The sequence below is a fragment of the Anaeromassilibacillus sp. 1001302B_160321_C8 genome (assembly GCF_015554745.1).
Classification (GTDB): domain Bacteria; phylum Bacillota; class Clostridia; order Oscillospirales; family Acutalibacteraceae; genus Anaeromassilibacillus; species Anaeromassilibacillus stercoravium.
Window position 1 is genome coordinate 95,860 of record NZ_JADNJD010000003.1, and the last position, 16,484, is coordinate 112,343.

Genomic DNA, 16,484 nt, shown 5'->3' on the forward strand with positions numbered 1-16,484 from the left:
ATTTCCATATCTAATCTCACTCCTGAATTTTCCCTTCGCGAACCCATTCATCCACTTCGGAAATTTTAAATTTATATCTTTTTCCGGCCCTGTACACTGGCAGCTTTCCTTCTTTTATCCATGTGCGAACTGTATCTTGACTAATGCTTAGATGTTCAGCCACATCTTCCAGATTAACCCATTTCTCGACTTGCATTTCTTCATACTCGCGACTCATCGTACTACCTCCATTTTTGCATAACCATGAAGTTTAAAGTTTGAACACCCTGTATCCTGCCCTTTCAAGAACTTCCACCAGATTGATTCGCTTGATTGCCCAATGCGTCCGACTAAGTTCGGTAAATGCACGCGCACCTCCGATACACAAATCTTCAGAGAGGTCAATCAATACTTGCTGTGGCAGCTGATTCAATATCTGGAAATAGACCTTAATACCATTATCCTGAATCTTTATGTCCTTCACATAGCCGTAATAAGCGATGTGGTCCGGATCTGTTGTAGCAAAATGATGGTTCTCGCTACAAAAAAGTGCCGGATAGGTTTTTATTATTGCAATGGCCTCTGGCGTTAATGCTGCACACTGATCTTTGATCTCCTGTGAAGTGCTTTCTGTTAGAGCTCTATTTTTCGGAACGATAAACGATGATTCTGTATACTGTTCCGTTCCGATTACAAAGAAGTTGAAGCAATCATAATTAAATGTCAGTCCCTGTGTAACAAGCGGAGCTCCGCCTACAGGACAACCTGGCAGAATAAGTACGGTCTGGTTTATTGTCCCATCATAATTTTGAACATACGCAATCTGCGTACTATCGTTTCCATACTGATTCAAGTTTGCCTGAATAGGCTGCTTCGGCAGGTCCGGTTGAGAAAGATTATTGCCGGTTTTCGCAATCTGTGTATCATTACTCATTGCATCAATCCTCCTCCTTCTTTTTGCTGCCGTAGTAATTCTCAATATGTCCTATTTGAGTGCCGTTGTTACCATATTGATTGAAATTGAACACGAAGGGATTATTCACCGTCTGCTGAACCTGCTGATCAGATGTGCCCTCAATAATGACGGTCTCGACCGGCTCCGCATCCATTTCTGCTTTCTCTACGATATCTGCATAACTAATCGTTAGACTTTCGAGAATCCCTTTACCCATGTGTGCGATGTATTTTCTTTGACCGCCTCCTGCCGACGGACACCAAACATCATAGGTCGCCTTACCAATACCGTTGTCCTTTCGATTTACAACAATATAATGCAAAACGCCGAGCAGGAATGACGGAAAGCATACTTCTTTAAGGTCGCCAAGTGCGGCCTTTTTCTTTTTCTCTCCATTTTGTCCGATAAAGAACTCGTCGCCAGCCTTAATGGTCTGATCCTGTTGAATAAGATCAACGATTGCTCGAACCAGATTAACATCCTTATGTACCGTCTCACTCATATCAAGGAAGTCATTCACGAATCCAATCATTCGATTCAGAACGGATTGATAGGCCGTTTTCACTTTGGAATCAAATGCCGATATTACCTGTTCATCATCAAAAGGCAGGTATGTGCTGTTCGATATTTTGCAGGCTTTGTAGTTGTTCACTGTGCCTTTCAGATTCTCCTTGCCGGGATCTGTGTAATCAGGATTGATTACCTTGATCAGACCCACCAGCACTTCTGGATCGGACAGGCCATCGCTATCACCAGAATAATGTTCTCTCGCTTTCATTCGTTGCCGGAGGGCTTGCAATATCAACGTGAAAAAGGTGCCTCCGCACAGGCGAGGATATTCATTTGTTGCCACAGGTGATCCCTCCAAATCTCAGCTGTTTTTCAAGATGACGGAAGCTTATTGCATCAGGTAATCCGTATCAAACCCCATTAATTCATATTATATCGCAAGAAATACAAAAACACAATCTCTTCCTGTGCTCGTTTGACAATGAGCACAGGAAGTTTCTGCTTTCGACCTAATTAACCTTATCAACTATGGCGGTTGACGCTTTCAACGATTAGATATGCCCTGTGAAAACCGCAAGACCTATTTGTTGGATTTCGCAAAGTTGTAAGTTGTTGAGGTGAGGTCGTGATAAGTCGATCGACAGCCAAGGTTTGAAAATGAGCCAAAGGCTCCCGTTAAAAAAAACGGCGAGTTTTTTGGCCTTTTGTGGTGCCCTTTTCTCGTCGGGAAAGGGCATTCACTATGTCTGCGTACCGCTATCACTTTTCCAACGGCGAAACTATCTCCATCGAAATCCCCGATGATTGGGGCGAAATCCTCATCGACCTGGATCGTCAGGGGTACAACAATGACCACAAGGAGACCCGCCGGCATTACTCGCTGGAGGGTAAGGTCTACGAGGGCATGGACTACGCCGTAGAGGATTCCGGCCTGGAAGCCCTTTTTGCCGGCCCCACCGATGAGGAGCGGCTTCATGCCGTCATCCGGCAGCTCTCTCCCGACCAGCAGGAAATGGTCCGGGCCATCTATTTTGAAAACGTGAGCGTCAACGACTACGCCGCCCGGATGGGCGTGACGCAGTCCGCCATTTCCCACCGTTTGCAGACGGTGAAGAAAAAATTGAAAAAACTTCTGGGTTGACCCTCATATCCGCCCGTTCTCCTGGCCGTATGTCGGAAGGAGCAAGAAAAGCAGCCTTCCAGAAAGGATGAACGCCATGAGACACAAGCTGAAGATCAGCGTGTCCAAGGAGCCGCAGACCGGCGGGGTGGTCAGATGCCGCAGTGTGACCCTGCGGGAGAAGATGCTCACCCGGCTCCTGGGACGCAAAGAGCGGATGATGATTCTTATTCCCGGCAACACCGTGGAATCTTTGGACATCATCGAACTGCCGGAGGGAGGTGCAACGTTTGAGTAAGATCAAGCTCCTCCTGGATGTGGTGGAGGATATGCGCTCCCTTGCCGACAGTCTCCAGGCATTGGCGGACGCCATGACCCAGAGAGACGCGCCGGAAACCGAGCCGGTACAGAAGACCGCTTTGCCCCCTCCCAAGGAACCGGCGGTCACGCTGGAGCAGGTTCGGGCGGTGCTGGCCGAAAAGAGCCATGATGGGAAAACCGAAGCGGTCCGGGAGCTGCTGCAGAAGTACGGCGCTCCAAAGCTGTCGGCGGTGGACCCCAAGCAATACCCGGCTTTGCTGAAGGATGCGGAGGTGCTCTGATGCCGCCCTCCAAACACGCCGTTCTCTCCGCCAGCGGCGCCCATCGCTGGCTCCATTGCAACCCCTCGGCGCGGTTGGAGCTGGAGTTCGCCGACCGGGAGACGGAAGCCGCAGCGGAAGGAACCGCCGCCCATGCTCTCGCCGAGCACAAGCTCAAAAAGGCGCTGAAGTTGCGTTCCCGGAAACCAGTCAGCCCGTATGATTGCGATGAAATGGACGCCTACACCGATGGGTATGTGGAGTTCGTGCTGGAGCAGCTGGAGGAAGCTAAGACACTCTGTGCCGACCCTCTTGTCCTCATCGAACAGCGGCTGGACTTCTCCTGTTATGTTCCGGACGGGTTCGGCACCGGTGACTGCCTGATTGTGGCGGACAAGCTCCTGCACATCATTGATTTCAAGTACGGGCAGGGCGTCCTGGTGGACGCAGAGGAAAATCCTCAGATGATGCTGTACGCCCTGGGCGCGCTCCGGCAGTTCGACCATCTCTACGACATCGCCCAGGTTGCCATGAGCATTTACCAGCCCCGCCGGGAGAATGTGTCCACTTGGACGATCACCGTGGAGCAGCTCATGGATTGGTCGGAACACACCCTCAAGCCCAAGGCGGAAATGGCCTACCAAGGTGAAGGAGACTATGTCCCCGGTCCCTGGTGTACCTTCTGCAAGGCGGCGGTGAAGTGCCGCGCCAGAGCGGAAACCAAGCTCCAGCTTGCCAAGTATGAGTTCGGCATGCCGCCGCTCCTCACCGATGCGGAAATCGAGGACATACTCTCCCGGCTGCCGGGCCTGACCAAGTGGGCCGGTGAGATCGAAGCCTACGCCCAGGACGCCGCCATTCACCATGGCAAGGTGTGGCACGGCTTCAAGCTGGTGGAGAGCCGCACAAACCGCAAGTACACAGACGAGGAAGCCGTGATCCGCACCGCAAACGCCGCTGGGTACCACGACATCTTCAAAAAATCCCTCATCCCCATTACCGAGATGGAGAAGCTCATGGGCAAAAAGACCTTTGCCGAGGTGCTCGGTGGTCTGGTCGAGAAGCCCAAGGGCAGGCCGACCCTTGTTCCGGTATCCGACAAGCGCCCGGCTATCACTGCAATGGATGCCACCCAAGAATTTACTGAAATTACGGAGGTATAACAATATGTCTGCCAATCACAATAATCCGACCAAAGTGGTCACCGGTGTTGTCCGCCTGTCCTACGCCAACATCTGGGAGCCGGCCTCCATCAACGGAAGCAACCCCAAGTACAGCGTTTCCCTCATCATCCCCAAGACCGACACCAAGACCATCGATGCCATCAACGCCGCCGTGGACGCCGCCATCAAGGACGGAGCCGCCAAGTTCGGCGGTAAGATCCCCAACAAGGCCGCGTTGAAGCTCCCCCTGCGGGATGGTGATCTGGAACGGGACGATGAAGCCTACAAGGGCGCCTACTTCGTCAACGCCAACAGCACCACCGCGCCCCAGATCGTGGACCGCTCCGTGCAGCCCATCCTGGATCGCGCCGAGGTCTACTCCGGCTGCTACGCCCGTGTGTCCGTCAACTTCTACGCCTTCAACTCCAACGGCAACCGCGGCATTGCTTGCGGTCTGGGCAACATCCAGAAGGTGCGGGACGGTGAACCTCTGGGCGGTCGTTCTTCCGCCGCGGATGACTTCGCCACCGATGTGGACGATGACTTCCTTTCCTAACAACCATCCGGCAAGGGTGGCGGAGGGCAACCTCTGCCGCCCTTATGCCGCAGGAAAGGAGACCTTATGAAAACCTTATCTATCGACATTGAAACCTACTCCCCGGAGCCGCTGGTCAAGTGCGGCGTGTACCGCTACTGCCAGGCACCGGAGTTTGAAGTGCTGCTGTTCGGCTATTCGGTGGACAGCAGCCCCGCCCAAGTGGTGGATCTCGCCGCCGGTGAGCGCATCCCTGCCGATGTACTGGCGGCGCTGACCGACCCGGCTGTGTCCAAGTGGGCCTTCAACGCCCAGTTCGAGCGGGTGTGTCTTTCCCGGTACCTGGGGTACCCGGTCGGACGATATCTGGACCCTGACTCCTGGTACTGCACCATGGTGTGGTCGGCTACTCTGGGACTGCCACTCTCTCTGGAAGGGGTGGGCGCCGTGCTGGGTCTGGAGAAGCAGAAGCTCAAGGAAGGCAAAGACCTGGTGCGCTATTTCTGTACGCCGACTAAGGCCAGGGATGGCTCCACCTTCCGCAGGCTTCCCGCAGACGCCCCGGAGAAGTGGGCCGCCTTCAAATCCTATAACCTCCGGGATGTGGAGACGGAAATGTCCATTCAGCAGAAGCTGTCCCGCTTTCCGGTTTCGCCGGAAGAGTGGGACAACTACCATCTCGACCAGCGCATCAACGACCGGGGTATCCTGCTGGACCGCACACTTGTGTCCCAGGCCATCCGTTGTGATGAGCGGTTCAAGCGCACCCATCTGGAGCAGGCCCGCTCCGTCACAGGGCTGGAGAACCCCAACAGCCCCGCCCAGCTCAAAGCATGGCTGGCAGAAAAGGGCGTGGAAGCCGAATCCCTCTCCAAAGCGTCCGTTCTGGAGCTGCTTTCCCATGCGGAGGGAGAGGTGGAACTGGCCCTTTCCCTGCGGCAGGAGCTGGCCAAGAGCAGCGTCAAGAAATACACCGCCATGGAGTCGGTGGTCTGCCAGGATGACCGCGCCCGCGGCCTGATCCAGTTTTATGGGGCCAATCGAACCGGCAGATTTGCCGGGCGGCTCATTCAGGTGCAAAACCTCCCGCAGAACCACCTCCCGGATCTGAAGCAGGCCCGGACACTGGTGCGGGATGGGCGCTTTGACGCCTTGGAGCTGCTCTACGATTCTGTCCCGCTGGTGCTCTCTGAGCTGATCCGCACCGCCTTTATCCCTAAGCCGGGATGCCGCTTCTTCGTAGCGGACTTTTCGGCCATCGAAGCGCGGGTCATCGCCTGGATTGCCGGAGAGCAGTGGCGGCAGGAAGTGTTCGCCCAGGGCGGAGACATCTACTGCGCTTCCGCCAGCCAGATGTTCCATGTCCCCGTGGTCAAACACGGCGTCAACGGCCATCTCCGGCAGAAGGGCAAAATCGCGGAGCTGGCCCTGGGCTACGGCGGCTCGGTGGGGGCGCTGAAGGCCATGGGTGCGCTGAACTACGGCCTGACCGAGGCGGAGCTGAAGCCCCTGGTGGACGCCTGGCGGCAGTCCAATCCCCGCATCGTGAAGTTCTGGTGGGACGTGGACCGCGCCGCCGCCACCTGCGTCCGGGACAGAGTCCCCGCCGAGACACACGGCATCCGCTTCCTCTACCAGAGCGGCATGATGTTCATCGTGCTCCCCTCCGGCAGAAGGCTGGTGTATGTGAAGCCCAAGATGGGCGTCAATCGATACGGCAACGAATCCGTCACCTATGAGGGTGTCGGCGAACAGAAAAAGTGGCTGCGGCTGGAGAGCTACGGCCCCAAATTCGTGGAGAACATCGTCCAGGCCACAGCCCGCGACATCCTGGTGGAAGCTATGCGCCGGCTGGAAGCGGCGGGGTACCAAATCGTGATGCACGTCCATGACGAAGCGGTCATTGAAGCCTCGGCGGACACATCCCTGGATGACATCTGCGCCATCATGGGCCAGCCCCCTGCCTGGGCGGAAGGGCTGCTGCTCCGAGCAGACGGTTACCCTGTGCATTTATCCCGATGATCTGACCGCCAAAGCGATGCTGTGGTTTTGGGAGCTCAGAGATGTGGGCGTCATTGGCGTGGGGCTTTTGGTCTCTATCCTGGCGCTGACCCAGACCGGGATTTTTATCCCGTTGGTGCTTACGGCGGTCTACGCCTTCCTCAGCATCCGGTTTGAAGGGACCAGCATTCTGGATTTCATCCGCTATGCGATCACCTTCCTGATTACCAAACAGCAATTCTATGAATGGAGAATGTGATATGTTCCACGCCGACACACTCTATGACAACGAGGAAAACTTCGGCCTGCCGGAAATCGAGGAGCGGGATCTGTCCGCCTCCCTGACGCTCCGGTGGAGCCGGAAGCGCAAGCGGTGGGAGTGCCGCAACGCCTTCTTCTGGCAGGATGCCAAGAACAAGTGGAGCTGCCGCAGCCAGGACGGCAGATATTATTATGGCTTCCGCAGCCTGCGGTCCCTGCTGAAAAGCTATGTGGGCGGCCTTCTGTGCGAGAAAGCCGGCTGCTACAACGCAAAGAATGCCAGAGCAAAATACTGGTTCAGCCAGCATCCCCGGCGGGTGACCTGCCGTGTCACCATGCGCTGCACCGGCTTTTTCCCGCTTTGCTTCGCAAATGGAGGAATGGAGATATGAGCAGGAAGAAAGAAGCGAATGCCGCTCAGTCGACCCGGTAGATCATGGGGATCGACAGCATTAAGGACTATTGCATCGCTACCCGTATGGGTAATTTGGTCTTCTTCATCATCAAGCCCACCAACATCAGCGTCCTGTCCGATTCCAGCATCAGCGCAAGGATCTATGCCCTGCTGAATGTGGTCAAGGGGCAGGCAGAAATCGAAATGCTGGCCCTCAATTCAAAGGAATCCTTTGAGCAAAACAAGAACTTCTACCAGGAGCGTATGGGCAGCGAGGAGCTTCCTGCCATCCGCCGGCTTTTGGAGCAGGACAGCACATACCTGGATCGTATTCAGGTGCTGATGGCCTCCAGCCGGGAGTTCTATATCATCATTCGGCTTCGGAACGAAAAAGAAACGGATGTATTCCCATATCCTAACGGAAACGGTGGTAACGGAGACCCGATACCGCACCGAGACCCGAACAGGAACCACCACCTACACAGACCCCGATACGGGCGAGACCGTAACCGAGACCTACGAGTACGAAGTTGAGGTTCCTTACACCTACTATACAGAGACGGAACCATGGATATCCGATTAAAAAATCATCAAATGATAGGAAGAAGTGAAACAGTATGAGGGAAAGCCCGCCGAAAGTCATTACGATTCCCGCAAAGCCGGAGGCCGCAGCCCAGCAGACTGTCAAGCGGCAGCTCCGTGTGGCTGCATACTGCCGTGTCTCCACCGACGATGAGGAGCAGCTCACCAGCTATGAAGCCCAGCAGAACTACTACACCGACAAGATCATGACTAACCGTGACTGGACTATGGCCGGAATCTTTGCTGACGAGGGCATCACAGGTACCTCAGCCCGCAAACGCCCTGAATTTCTGAAAATGATCCGGATGTGCAAGCAAAAGAAGATTGACATCGTCCTGACCAAGTCCATCTCCCGCTTCGCCAGAAATACGGTGGACTGCCTGAATTATATCCGCGCCCTGCGGGAGCTGGGCATTGCGGTCATTTTCGAAAAGGAGAACATCAACACCCTGGAATCGGACAGCGAGATTCTCATCACCATGCTGGGCGCCTTCGCTCAGGCAGAGAGCGAGAGCATCAGCGCCAATGTCCGTTGGGGAAAACGCCAGGCCATGCGGGAAGGAAAAGTCATCATTCAGTACGACCGCCTCTATGCCTACGAAAAGGGCGAGGACGGAAATCCTAAAATCATCCCGGAGCAGGCCGAAGTGGTTCGATCCATCTACGACCAGTACCTGACCGGCGCCAGCCTTCGGATGATCAAGGAGCGGCTGGAAGCTGAACAGATCCCCAATGCGGCAGGCAGCGCGCAGTGGACGATCTCAGCCATCCGCAACATTCTAACCAACGAAAAATACTGTGGAGACGTTCTCCTGCAAAAGACCTATATCAGCGACTGTATCAGCCGGAAGGTCATCCGCAATACCGGGCAGCTCCCTATGTATCTGATTCAAAACCATCATGAAGGTATCGTGGAGCGTAAAACCTTCGACGCGGTACAGGCAGAGATGGCGCGGCGCAGCGCAGGAAAGAGCCCATCCAAAAAGAACGCGCCCACAGGCAAGACATCTTACGCCAGCAAATACGCCCTCTCTGAGCGCCTGGTCTGCGGTGAATGCGGGACGCTGTACCGCCGATGTACCTGGTCAAAGCGAGGTAAAAAGAGAGTTGTATGGCGCTGTGTCAGCCGGTTGGACTACGGGACGAAATACTGCCACAACTCCCCTACGCTGGATGAGGAGTCGCTTCAACGCTCGATCCTCGCCGCGATCAATTCCGTTATGAGTCAAAAGAGTGCGCTCATCCGGCAGATCACATCCGCCATGGAATTGGAGCTGGCCCCTGTACCCGGTGAGAGCATGAGCCTTGCGGCAATTGAACAGCGGCTGGACGAGCTGAACAGCCTGACGCGCGAGCTGGTGGCAGAAGCCGCACGAATTAAGGATGCCGAAGCATACACCACCCAGCCGCGAGAAATTATGAATGAGGCTGCCGAATTAAAAGAGAAGCGAGCCTACATAGAAGAACAGCGGCAAAATAACGCACAGGCAGTCCAGCGCATAGAGGATGCGGCAGCCGCTATGGAACAAGCATCCTGCCACATCTGTGAATGGGATGAAACCCTCATCCGGCAGTTAGTAGATACGGTCAAAGTCCTCTCCGCACAAAAAATCACGGTATACCTCCGGGGCGGCATTCAAGTCGACCAGGATATGATATAATGAGCGAAAGAAGGTGAATCCATCATGATCTATGCCACAGGCGATACCCATGGCAACTTCCAACGATTTGCTCCAGAACACTTCCCAGAGCAGGCTCAGATGACCAGGGATGATTTTATGATCATCTGCGGCGACTTCGGTGGTGTATGGGAAGGCGGCAAAAAGGATGCCCGCAGCCTGGACCGGCTGGAAAACCTGCCGTTCACCACGCTGTTTGTCAGCGGCAACCACGAAAACTTCGACCTGCTGGGGAAATACCCCGTAGAGGAATGGAACGGCGGGAAAATCCAACGCATTCGGCCCCATGTGATCCATCTGATGCGCAGGCAGGTCTTTGACCTGCAGGGATATTCCTTCTTCACCATGGGCGGCGCCAGGAGTCACGATATTGACGATGGTATTCTGAACCCCAATGCGCCGGATTTTGAAGAACAGTATTGGGCTCTCCGAAGAATGGGCGCCCGCTTCCGGGTCAACCATCGCTCCTGGTGGAAACAGGAGCTTCCCAGTAAGTCCGAGTATGAAGAAGCTCGGTGCAATCTGGAACGCATTCACTATGAGGTGGACTATGTGATCACACACTGCGCCCCAAACAGCATCGTGGACATATTGGGAAACGGTGGATACGTTCACGACCACCTGACCGGCTTCCTGGAGGAAGTCAAAGAACGGGCTAAGTTCCACTACTGGCTGTTCGGACATTACCACGACAACAAAATCATCGACGACCGCTTCGTCCTGCTCTGGGAGCAGATGGTACAAGTGGTGTGAACAGGCCAAAGAGAAACGCAGGAGGCGCCTCCTGTGCTTCTCTTTGGCCTGTTTTGAAATAAGGCAGGTTCTGCCGGAAAGGAGAAGCCATGAACATCCGCAAAAACATTGATTATTCCGCCATGTTTGCAGCCCTGGACGCCGCGCTGAACGCTGAGCTGCCCCAGATGAAACTCTGCTGCGAACTGGGCCGCATCGTCTGCTCCAGGCCGGAGAAAGGCGCGGCTGTGGCCGCAGCCGAACACCTGCACAGCCGTTTCCCCGATGCTTCCGGCTTCTCCCCGCGCAATCTGCGCCGGATGCGGGACTTCTACCGGACGTATGGCGGGAAGCCTGAATTGCTGAAGCTGGCCATGGAAATCGGCTGGACACAGAATGTAGTCATTCTGGAGGCAGAGCTGGACCTGGATGAACGGCGCTGGTATTTGTGTGCCGCCAGGCAGTTCCGCTGGTCGAAGGCAGACCTCCAGAGCAATATTGCGGCAGGGGCTCATCTGGAAGTCCATCTCGACGAATTGGAGGTTCCGTGCTATACTGAATGCAAAGAAAGCAAATTGGAGCATACAGAACATGATCAAGATACTTTTCCTCTGCCACGGCAACATTTGCAGAAGTCCGATAGCCGAGTTCATTATGAAGGACTTGGTGAAGAAAGCCGGTCTGGAACAAAGTATTCAGGTCGAATCAGCAGCCACCAGCACCGAGGAGATTGGCAATCCTGTATATCCGCCAGCCCGCCGCAAGCTGTTCGAGCATGGCGTCGATTGTTCCGGCAAGAGAGCCCGTCAGCTACTGAACAGCGACTACGAGAAATACAACCTCCTGATTGGCATGGATCATGCCAACCTGCGGAGTATGTACCGCATCTGCGGCGGCGATTTTGCCGACAAGATGCACCTGTTGATGAACTTCACCGACCGCCCCGGCGAGGTGGCCGATCCGTGGTACACCGGCGATTTCGATGCGACTTGGCGGGATGTGGAGGAAGGGTGTCAGGGACTTCTTCAAAAAATAATCAACAAGGAGGTGTAAGTGCGTGGACAAACTGGTTGTCAGGGGAACCGAAATCAGTGTACAGTGGAATTCCAGCCGGGATGACTTTATCAGCTTGACGGATATTGCCAAGCTCAAGGATAGTGACAATCCCCGATACATTATTCAAAACTGGCTTCGCAATCGGAATACGATTGAGTTTCTTGGTGTCTGGGAGTCCCTTTACAACCCGGAATTTAACCGTGTCGAATTCGATGCGTTTAGGAGTCAGGCCGGTCTGAACAGTTTTGTGCTGACTCCCCAAAAGTGGATAGAGGCAACCGGCGCTATCGGTATCGTCTCAAAAGCTGGTCGATACGGTGGCACTTATGCACACAAAGAGATCGCCTTTGAGTTTGCCTCCTGGATTTCTGTTGAATTCAAGCTGTATCTGGTCAAGGAATTTGAGCGGCTCAAGACCGAGGAGATGAAGCAACTCGGCTGGGACATCAAGCGAAACCTGGCTAAGATCAATTACCGCATCCATACGGACGCCATCAAGGAGAATCTGATTCCGCCGGAGCTTTCCGCAAAGCAGGTCTCCATGGTGTATGCCAGTGAAGCCGATGTTCTGAACATGGCCCTGTTCGGTATGACTGCAAAACAGTGGCGGGACAGCCATCCGGATCTGAAAGGAAATATCCGAGACTACGCCAATGTCTCGCAGCTGGTCTGCTTGTCCAATTTGGAAAATCTGAATGCGGTGTTCATCAACGAGGGGATGTCTCAGGCCGAGCGGCTGGCAAAGCTCAATGCCATCGCTATCAGCCAGATGGAGATTTTGACGCAGGATCACCGAATCGAAGCTCTGGAGGCTCACAGCGGAGAACTGTCTCCTGTGGAGTAAAAAATAATATACCGAAAGCTTGCGAATGGGCGAAGGCCGTGGCATCTATAGTGTTGCAATGTTCCAAAGAAAGCCTTGATTTCAAGGGCTTTCGGGTTTTTTGAGATATTGGCCTTTGCCCGATAGAACAATAGCCCGCCGCCGATCCAGCCTTCAAAGGAGATGGATGACCGCAGGCTATCGTTTAATTTATTGGGTTATAGCTTTAAACCCCAAGCCTGTAATGAATATTGTTTAACCACTTGCCCTTGTACTTAAAATCTTTGGATTGGCGATAAAGTATTGTTTATCTGTCAACAATTTGGTGAACGCCGTGAATGTTATAGTTTCCGTTATACTCTATGTTCCAATCGCGAATAACTGTGGCCATTAAGTAAAGATTATCATAGAGCCCTATTTTTGTGGCGAGAGAGACGATGACTGCGTACAGGGCAGAAAAAGCCAAGAATGTCATAATACAATCCGCCTTTCTACAGGGCGTACGCGTACTTTGCCGGATTCAACGATAAGCAAGAGAATAACTTCCGACATCATCTGTTATTAGGATGCTTGCCCGCTTTCGTCTGTTTCGAGACTATCCCAAAGTTTGTGTAAACCTCCTGCATGGTGTAGAATAGAAGCACCGTACAGGAGGTTTTAAATATGGCCAGAAAGAACCGCACCCCGGAAGAAAATGCCCGTCGAGAAAAAATCCGCGAGCTGCTGCAAATGGCAAACATCGGCAGCATGGACGATATCCAAAACCTGTTCAAGGAAACCATTGCCGAATTCATGGAGAATGGCCTAGAGGCAGAACTGGATGACGAGCTGGGCTACAGCAAGTACGACTACAAGAACAAGGATACAGACAACAGCCGCAATGGCCACAGCAGCAAAACGCTGCGCACCAGCTTCGGCGATGTGGATGTGTCAGTTCCTCGAGATCGCAAGGGGGAATTTGAACCCCAGGTGCTGAAAAAGAACCAGACCAGCATCAGTCAGGACATCGAGGAGAAAATCCTGTCCATGTACGCCAAGGGCATGACCACCAGCGATATTGAGGCGCATATTCAGGATATTTACGGCATATCTGTCTCAGACAGCACGGTCAGCCGGATCACGGACAAGATTCTGCCCATCGTCAAAGAGTGGCAGCAGCGGCCTCTGGAACCGATCTATGCTGTGGTATTTCTGGATGCCATCCACTACCATGTCCGCAGCGAAGGGCAGATTGTGAAGAAAGCAGTCTACATTGCGATTGGCGTCAGTCTGGATGGCCGGAAAGATGTCCTGGGCATGTGGGTTGGCGAAAACGAGAGCGCCAAGTTCTGGGCAACTGTACTGAACGGGCTGAAAAACCGAGGGATAGAAGATATTTTCATCGCCTGTACCGACAATTTGACAGGGTTTGACGCAGCGATCCATGCAGTTTTTCCTCAGACAGAGATCCAGAACTGCATCATCCACCAGCTGCGTAATTCCAGCAAGTACGTGTCTTACAAGGATCTGAAAGCCCTTATGGCCGATCTGAAGGCGGTTTATGCCGCTGTGGACGAGCAGGCAGCCATGGACGCTCTGGACGCCTTTGGGGAGCGCTGGGACAAGAAATACCCGAAAATCACCCAGTCCTGGCGATCCAACTGGGCCAATCTCAGCACCTATTTCAAGTATCCCCAGGAGGTACGGCGCCTGATCTATACCACCAACGCCATTGAAGGATTTAACCGCCAGCTGCGCAAGGTGACAAAAGCCAAATCCGTGTTTCCGACTGATGACAGCCTGCTGAAAATGCTGTATTTGGCCATGATGGACATTACCAAAAAATGGACTGGACGCCGTCAAGACTGGAGCCTGATCCATGCCCAGATGGCGATCTATTTTGCCGATCGCATGCCGGAGTAACACCGCCGGGGGCGGACGTCAAGGGTAAAATGAACGGCTTCGCCGCCCTTGACATCCACCCCCACCGGCGTTATGTTGTTGGCAAGGCGGCAACCGGACAAGCCTGCTGCCGCAACAAATAAACTTTGCTCTATTCGCACCCTAAATGGAGTTTACACAGAATTTGGGATGGACCCCTTACGTCCCTTCGACGCCCGGCTCATTTTAAATAATATCATCCATAGTTCTGCCGCAACCGACCATAGAAAGTGTAAGTATGATTGCCGTAGTTTTTTATTATGAGTTTCTATCTTGATATGGCGTATTTTTAACACCTCTGGTATTTAATCTGTTCACCATATAATCAAGTGTTCTTTTCCATATCCTTTTAAACCACGCAGTATGTCCAAACCATTTTACGAGAGTGGGACTAATAGTGTAATAGACCCGAATAAACGTGCGTCCATACCAAGTGGTTGCCAGCGTCCGGTCTCGAAAACGGCGAAGTGTCCAAACTTCAGGACAATCATAAGATCCGTACACAGCAGTGGCGATATAACATCCGTCGGGAATTTCTTTCTTACATTTAGCAACAATTTCCGGCAAATGAGAACGCACTTCACTCCAGCATTTTGACATAATAAAAGAATTTTCAGTATCTTCATCAGCCGCAATTATTGTCCTTCCAGCAGCAAAATAGGCACCATACAGCATCTGGAGATCTTTTTTTTCATAAGGATAGACTTTTCTTTCCTTTCCCAACTTACCGATAATGTTCAGACTTCTGTAAAATATGTCCCTCCTTCTCTCTAGAGCATCAATGGAAGAAGAGGGGTTCAATAATCTAAAGTTCTCTCTCAGATTTTGGGCATCCTCAATTCCAAGCAGAAGTCTGCATCGAATTATATCATGAGTCGGGAGTTTCATGAGGAACGTTTTCATTTCCTCAATCTGAGTTTTCGAAAGAAAATGTATGTAAGACCATATGAAATGGATTTGCCCGCTGTCCGCCTGCTCCATTAATTCTTTTTCGAGATTTATATATTCGTCTTCCAATGATGAGCAGAGTTTAATGGCAGACCATGCATAATCCAATTCTGTAAAAATCGACCTCAAATCCCATGTATGTGTATGTTCAATCGCTTTTATATATGCAGTAAAATGGCCCCACCAACCTCTGATGTCGCCTGGATACTCTTTAGAAATTGTATCATAGAGTTTTTTCGCATCGCCAAACTTTCCGAGAGAAATAAATGTTTCTGCGTTCTTCAACAGTCTTTCCAGTTCTACATTTCCTGTGGCAATTTCGACAGAGTCTTTTGCTCTCTGGACTTTTTCCTGAAGCCGTTCTTTTGGATACCGCATTCCACAGTTTTCGCAAACCGCAAATTCACCGCTTGCATCCATCGATAATATTCCGCCGCAAATATCGCAAACCAAAGCTTTCAGTCTCCTTTTTCCTCAGTACTTGTTTTAGAATTTAACATCTTTATTTCTCTCATCCAGGTGAGAATTTATACATTATAATATCATAAAGCACTAAAGCTGTCTATTCTAATTTGGGTCAGGTAGAATAAGTTTCGCAAAAACAAAAAGGGACATGGTTTGCAGATCTCTGGTAAAATGAAGTCGCAACACACCATTCTGAAAGGAGACAGCAAACCATGTCCGAGAAGATTGTATAGCTAAACGAGGAAGTAATCAAGGGGTGGCTCAAGGAACTTCTGCGCGGAAGCGTAGAGGAAACCCTCAACGAACTGCTGGAGGCCGAGACTCAAAACCCGATCCAGACAACCCGGTATATGCGCAATGAGCAGCGCTAGGGCTGCCGCAGCGGACACCACAGCCGCAGCCTCACCACCACTTCCAGGGACGTCACCCTCAAGGTGCCAAATCTAGAGGATTGGCGGAACCGCCCCTACAAGGCGGACTCGATTCGTGTGTCTAGGTGGATGGGATCTACCTGCGCCGCAACTTGGGCGGAGAGTTTGAAAATGTGGCTATTCTGGTGACGATTGCAGTCAGTGATAGCGGATACCGTGAGGCTTTGGACACCGCTGAGGGCATGAAGTAGGACAAGACCAACTGGGTCAGCTTCTTCCAATGGCTCCGCAGCCGTGGTCTGGATGGTGTAAAACTCATTGTTGGCGACAGGCGTCTTGGCATGTTGGAGACTGTGGAAGACGTGTTTCCTGAGGTCAAGTACCAGCGGTGTACCGTCCATTATGTGAT

18 protein-coding genes and 2 pseudogenes are annotated in these 16,484 nt (G+C 52.5%); 16 read left to right on the forward strand and 4 right to left on the reverse strand.

The features are described 5' to 3' along the window. Positions 1-16: 16 nt before the first annotated feature. From I2E77_RS03210 to I2E77_RS03220, 3 genes are read right to left on the reverse strand one after another with little or no spacing between them, the layout of a single operon-like run. Positions 17-217, reverse strand: a complete 201-nt coding sequence (locus tag I2E77_RS03210; protein ID WP_117142110.1) for a helix-turn-helix domain-containing protein — start codon at positions 215-217, stop codon at positions 17-19. 33 nt (positions 218-250) lie between these two features. Then, a complete protein-coding gene (locus I2E77_RS03215; RefSeq protein ID WP_195450615.1) occupies positions 251-913 on the reverse strand; it encodes a hypothetical protein in 663 nt (220 codons plus the stop codon). A 4-nt stretch (positions 914-917) separates the two neighbouring features. After that, positions 918-1,787, reverse strand: coding sequence for a hypothetical protein (locus I2E77_RS03220; RefSeq protein WP_195450616.1), 870 nt, complete (start codon positions 1,785-1,787; stop codon positions 918-920). A 399-nt stretch (positions 1,788-2,186) separates the two neighbouring features. Here I2E77_RS03220 and I2E77_RS03225 point away from each other — a divergent pair, with 399 nt between their 5' ends. The 15 genes and pseudogenes from I2E77_RS03225 to I2E77_RS03295 all read left to right on the forward strand — a co-directional run bounded on the left by I2E77_RS03225 (position 2,187) and on the right by I2E77_RS03295 (position 14,273). Continuing rightward, positions 2,187-2,585, forward strand: a complete 399-nt coding sequence (locus tag I2E77_RS03225) for a sigma-70 family RNA polymerase sigma factor (protein WP_195450617.1) — start codon at positions 2,187-2,189, stop codon at positions 2,583-2,585. Between the two features lie 76 nt (positions 2,586-2,661). Then, positions 2,662-2,862, forward strand: coding sequence for a hypothetical protein (locus I2E77_RS03230; protein ID WP_195450618.1), 201 nt, complete (start codon positions 2,662-2,664; stop codon positions 2,860-2,862). Next, positions 2,855-3,166 (forward strand): rRNA biogenesis protein rrp5, encoded by a 312-nt coding sequence (locus tag I2E77_RS03235; protein WP_195450619.1) that lies wholly within the window; start codon positions 2,855-2,857, stop codon positions 3,164-3,166. Before I2E77_RS03230 ends, I2E77_RS03235 begins: the two co-directional genes overlap by 8 nt. Further along, complete coding sequence (locus tag I2E77_RS03240; protein WP_195450620.1) at positions 3,166-4,308, forward strand: DUF2800 domain-containing protein; 1,143 nt, start codon at positions 3,166-3,168, stop codon at positions 4,306-4,308. The genes I2E77_RS03235 and I2E77_RS03240 overlap by 1 nt, the downstream gene beginning before the upstream one ends. A 4-nt stretch (positions 4,309-4,312) precedes the next feature. Continuing rightward, positions 4,313-4,864 (forward strand): DUF2815 family protein, encoded by a 552-nt coding sequence (locus I2E77_RS03245; RefSeq protein WP_195450621.1) that lies wholly within the window; start codon positions 4,313-4,315, stop codon positions 4,862-4,864. A 66-nt stretch (positions 4,865-4,930) separates the two neighbouring features. Further along, positions 4,931-6,865 carry a DNA polymerase gene (locus I2E77_RS03250; protein WP_195450622.1) on the forward strand — a complete coding sequence of 645 codons (1,935 nt, stop codon included), beginning with the start codon at positions 4,931-4,933 and terminating at the stop codon, positions 6,863-6,865. After that, positions 6,846-7,103: a hypothetical protein gene (locus I2E77_RS03255; RefSeq protein WP_195450660.1), complete on the forward strand. Its 258-nt coding sequence runs from the start codon at positions 6,846-6,848 to the stop codon at positions 7,101-7,103. The genes I2E77_RS03250 and I2E77_RS03255 overlap by 20 nt, the downstream gene beginning before the upstream one ends. Before the next feature lies 1 nt (position 7,104). Then, entirely contained in the window at positions 7,105-7,497 is a 393-nt protein-coding gene (locus I2E77_RS03260; RefSeq protein ID WP_195450623.1) for a hypothetical protein, read from the forward strand. Between the two features lie 44 nt (positions 7,498-7,541). Next, positions 7,542-8,033: a hypothetical protein gene (locus tag I2E77_RS03265; protein ID WP_195450624.1), complete on the forward strand. Its 492-nt coding sequence runs from the start codon at positions 7,542-7,544 to the stop codon at positions 8,031-8,033. A gap of 83 nt (positions 8,034-8,116) precedes the next feature. Beyond that, entirely contained in the window at positions 8,117-9,742 is a 1,626-nt protein-coding gene (locus I2E77_RS03270) for a recombinase family protein (RefSeq protein WP_195450625.1), read from the forward strand. 24 nt (positions 9,743-9,766) lie between these two features. Continuing rightward, positions 9,767-10,513 carry a metallophosphoesterase family protein gene (locus tag I2E77_RS03275; protein WP_207738175.1) on the forward strand — a complete coding sequence of 249 codons (747 nt, stop codon included), beginning with the start codon at positions 9,767-9,769 and terminating at the stop codon, positions 10,511-10,513. Positions 10,514-10,680: 167 nt separating this feature from the next. Continuing rightward, a pseudogene (locus I2E77_RS14220) lies at positions 10,681-10,992 on the forward strand (DUF1016 N-terminal domain-containing protein); the annotation flags it as partial. 91 nt (positions 10,993-11,083) lie between these two features. Beyond that, positions 11,084-11,545, forward strand: coding sequence for a low molecular weight protein-tyrosine-phosphatase (locus I2E77_RS03285; protein ID WP_195450626.1), 462 nt, complete (start codon positions 11,084-11,086; stop codon positions 11,543-11,545). Positions 11,546-11,549: 4 nt separating this feature from the next. Beyond that, a complete protein-coding gene (locus I2E77_RS03290; protein ID WP_195450627.1) occupies positions 11,550-12,392 on the forward strand; it encodes a KilA-N domain-containing protein in 843 nt (280 codons plus the stop codon). 642 nt (positions 12,393-13,034) lie between these two features. Further along, on the forward strand, positions 13,035-14,273 hold the full coding sequence (locus I2E77_RS03295; RefSeq protein WP_195450628.1) for an IS256 family transposase: 1,239 nt from the start codon (positions 13,035-13,037) through the stop codon (positions 14,271-14,273). A gap of 276 nt (positions 14,274-14,549) precedes the next feature. On the opposite strand, the gene I2E77_RS03300 is transcribed toward I2E77_RS03295, so the two are convergent. Continuing rightward, positions 14,550-15,692: a CFI-box-CTERM domain-containing protein gene (locus tag I2E77_RS03300; protein ID WP_195450629.1), complete on the reverse strand. Its 1,143-nt coding sequence runs from the start codon at positions 15,690-15,692 to the stop codon at positions 14,550-14,552. Positions 15,693-15,952: 260 nt separating this feature from the next. Between I2E77_RS03300 and I2E77_RS03305 the strand changes: the two are divergent. Continuing rightward, positions 15,953-16,479: pseudogene (locus I2E77_RS03305) on the forward strand (transposase); the annotation flags it as partial. Positions 16,480-16,484 lie beyond the last annotated feature (5 nt).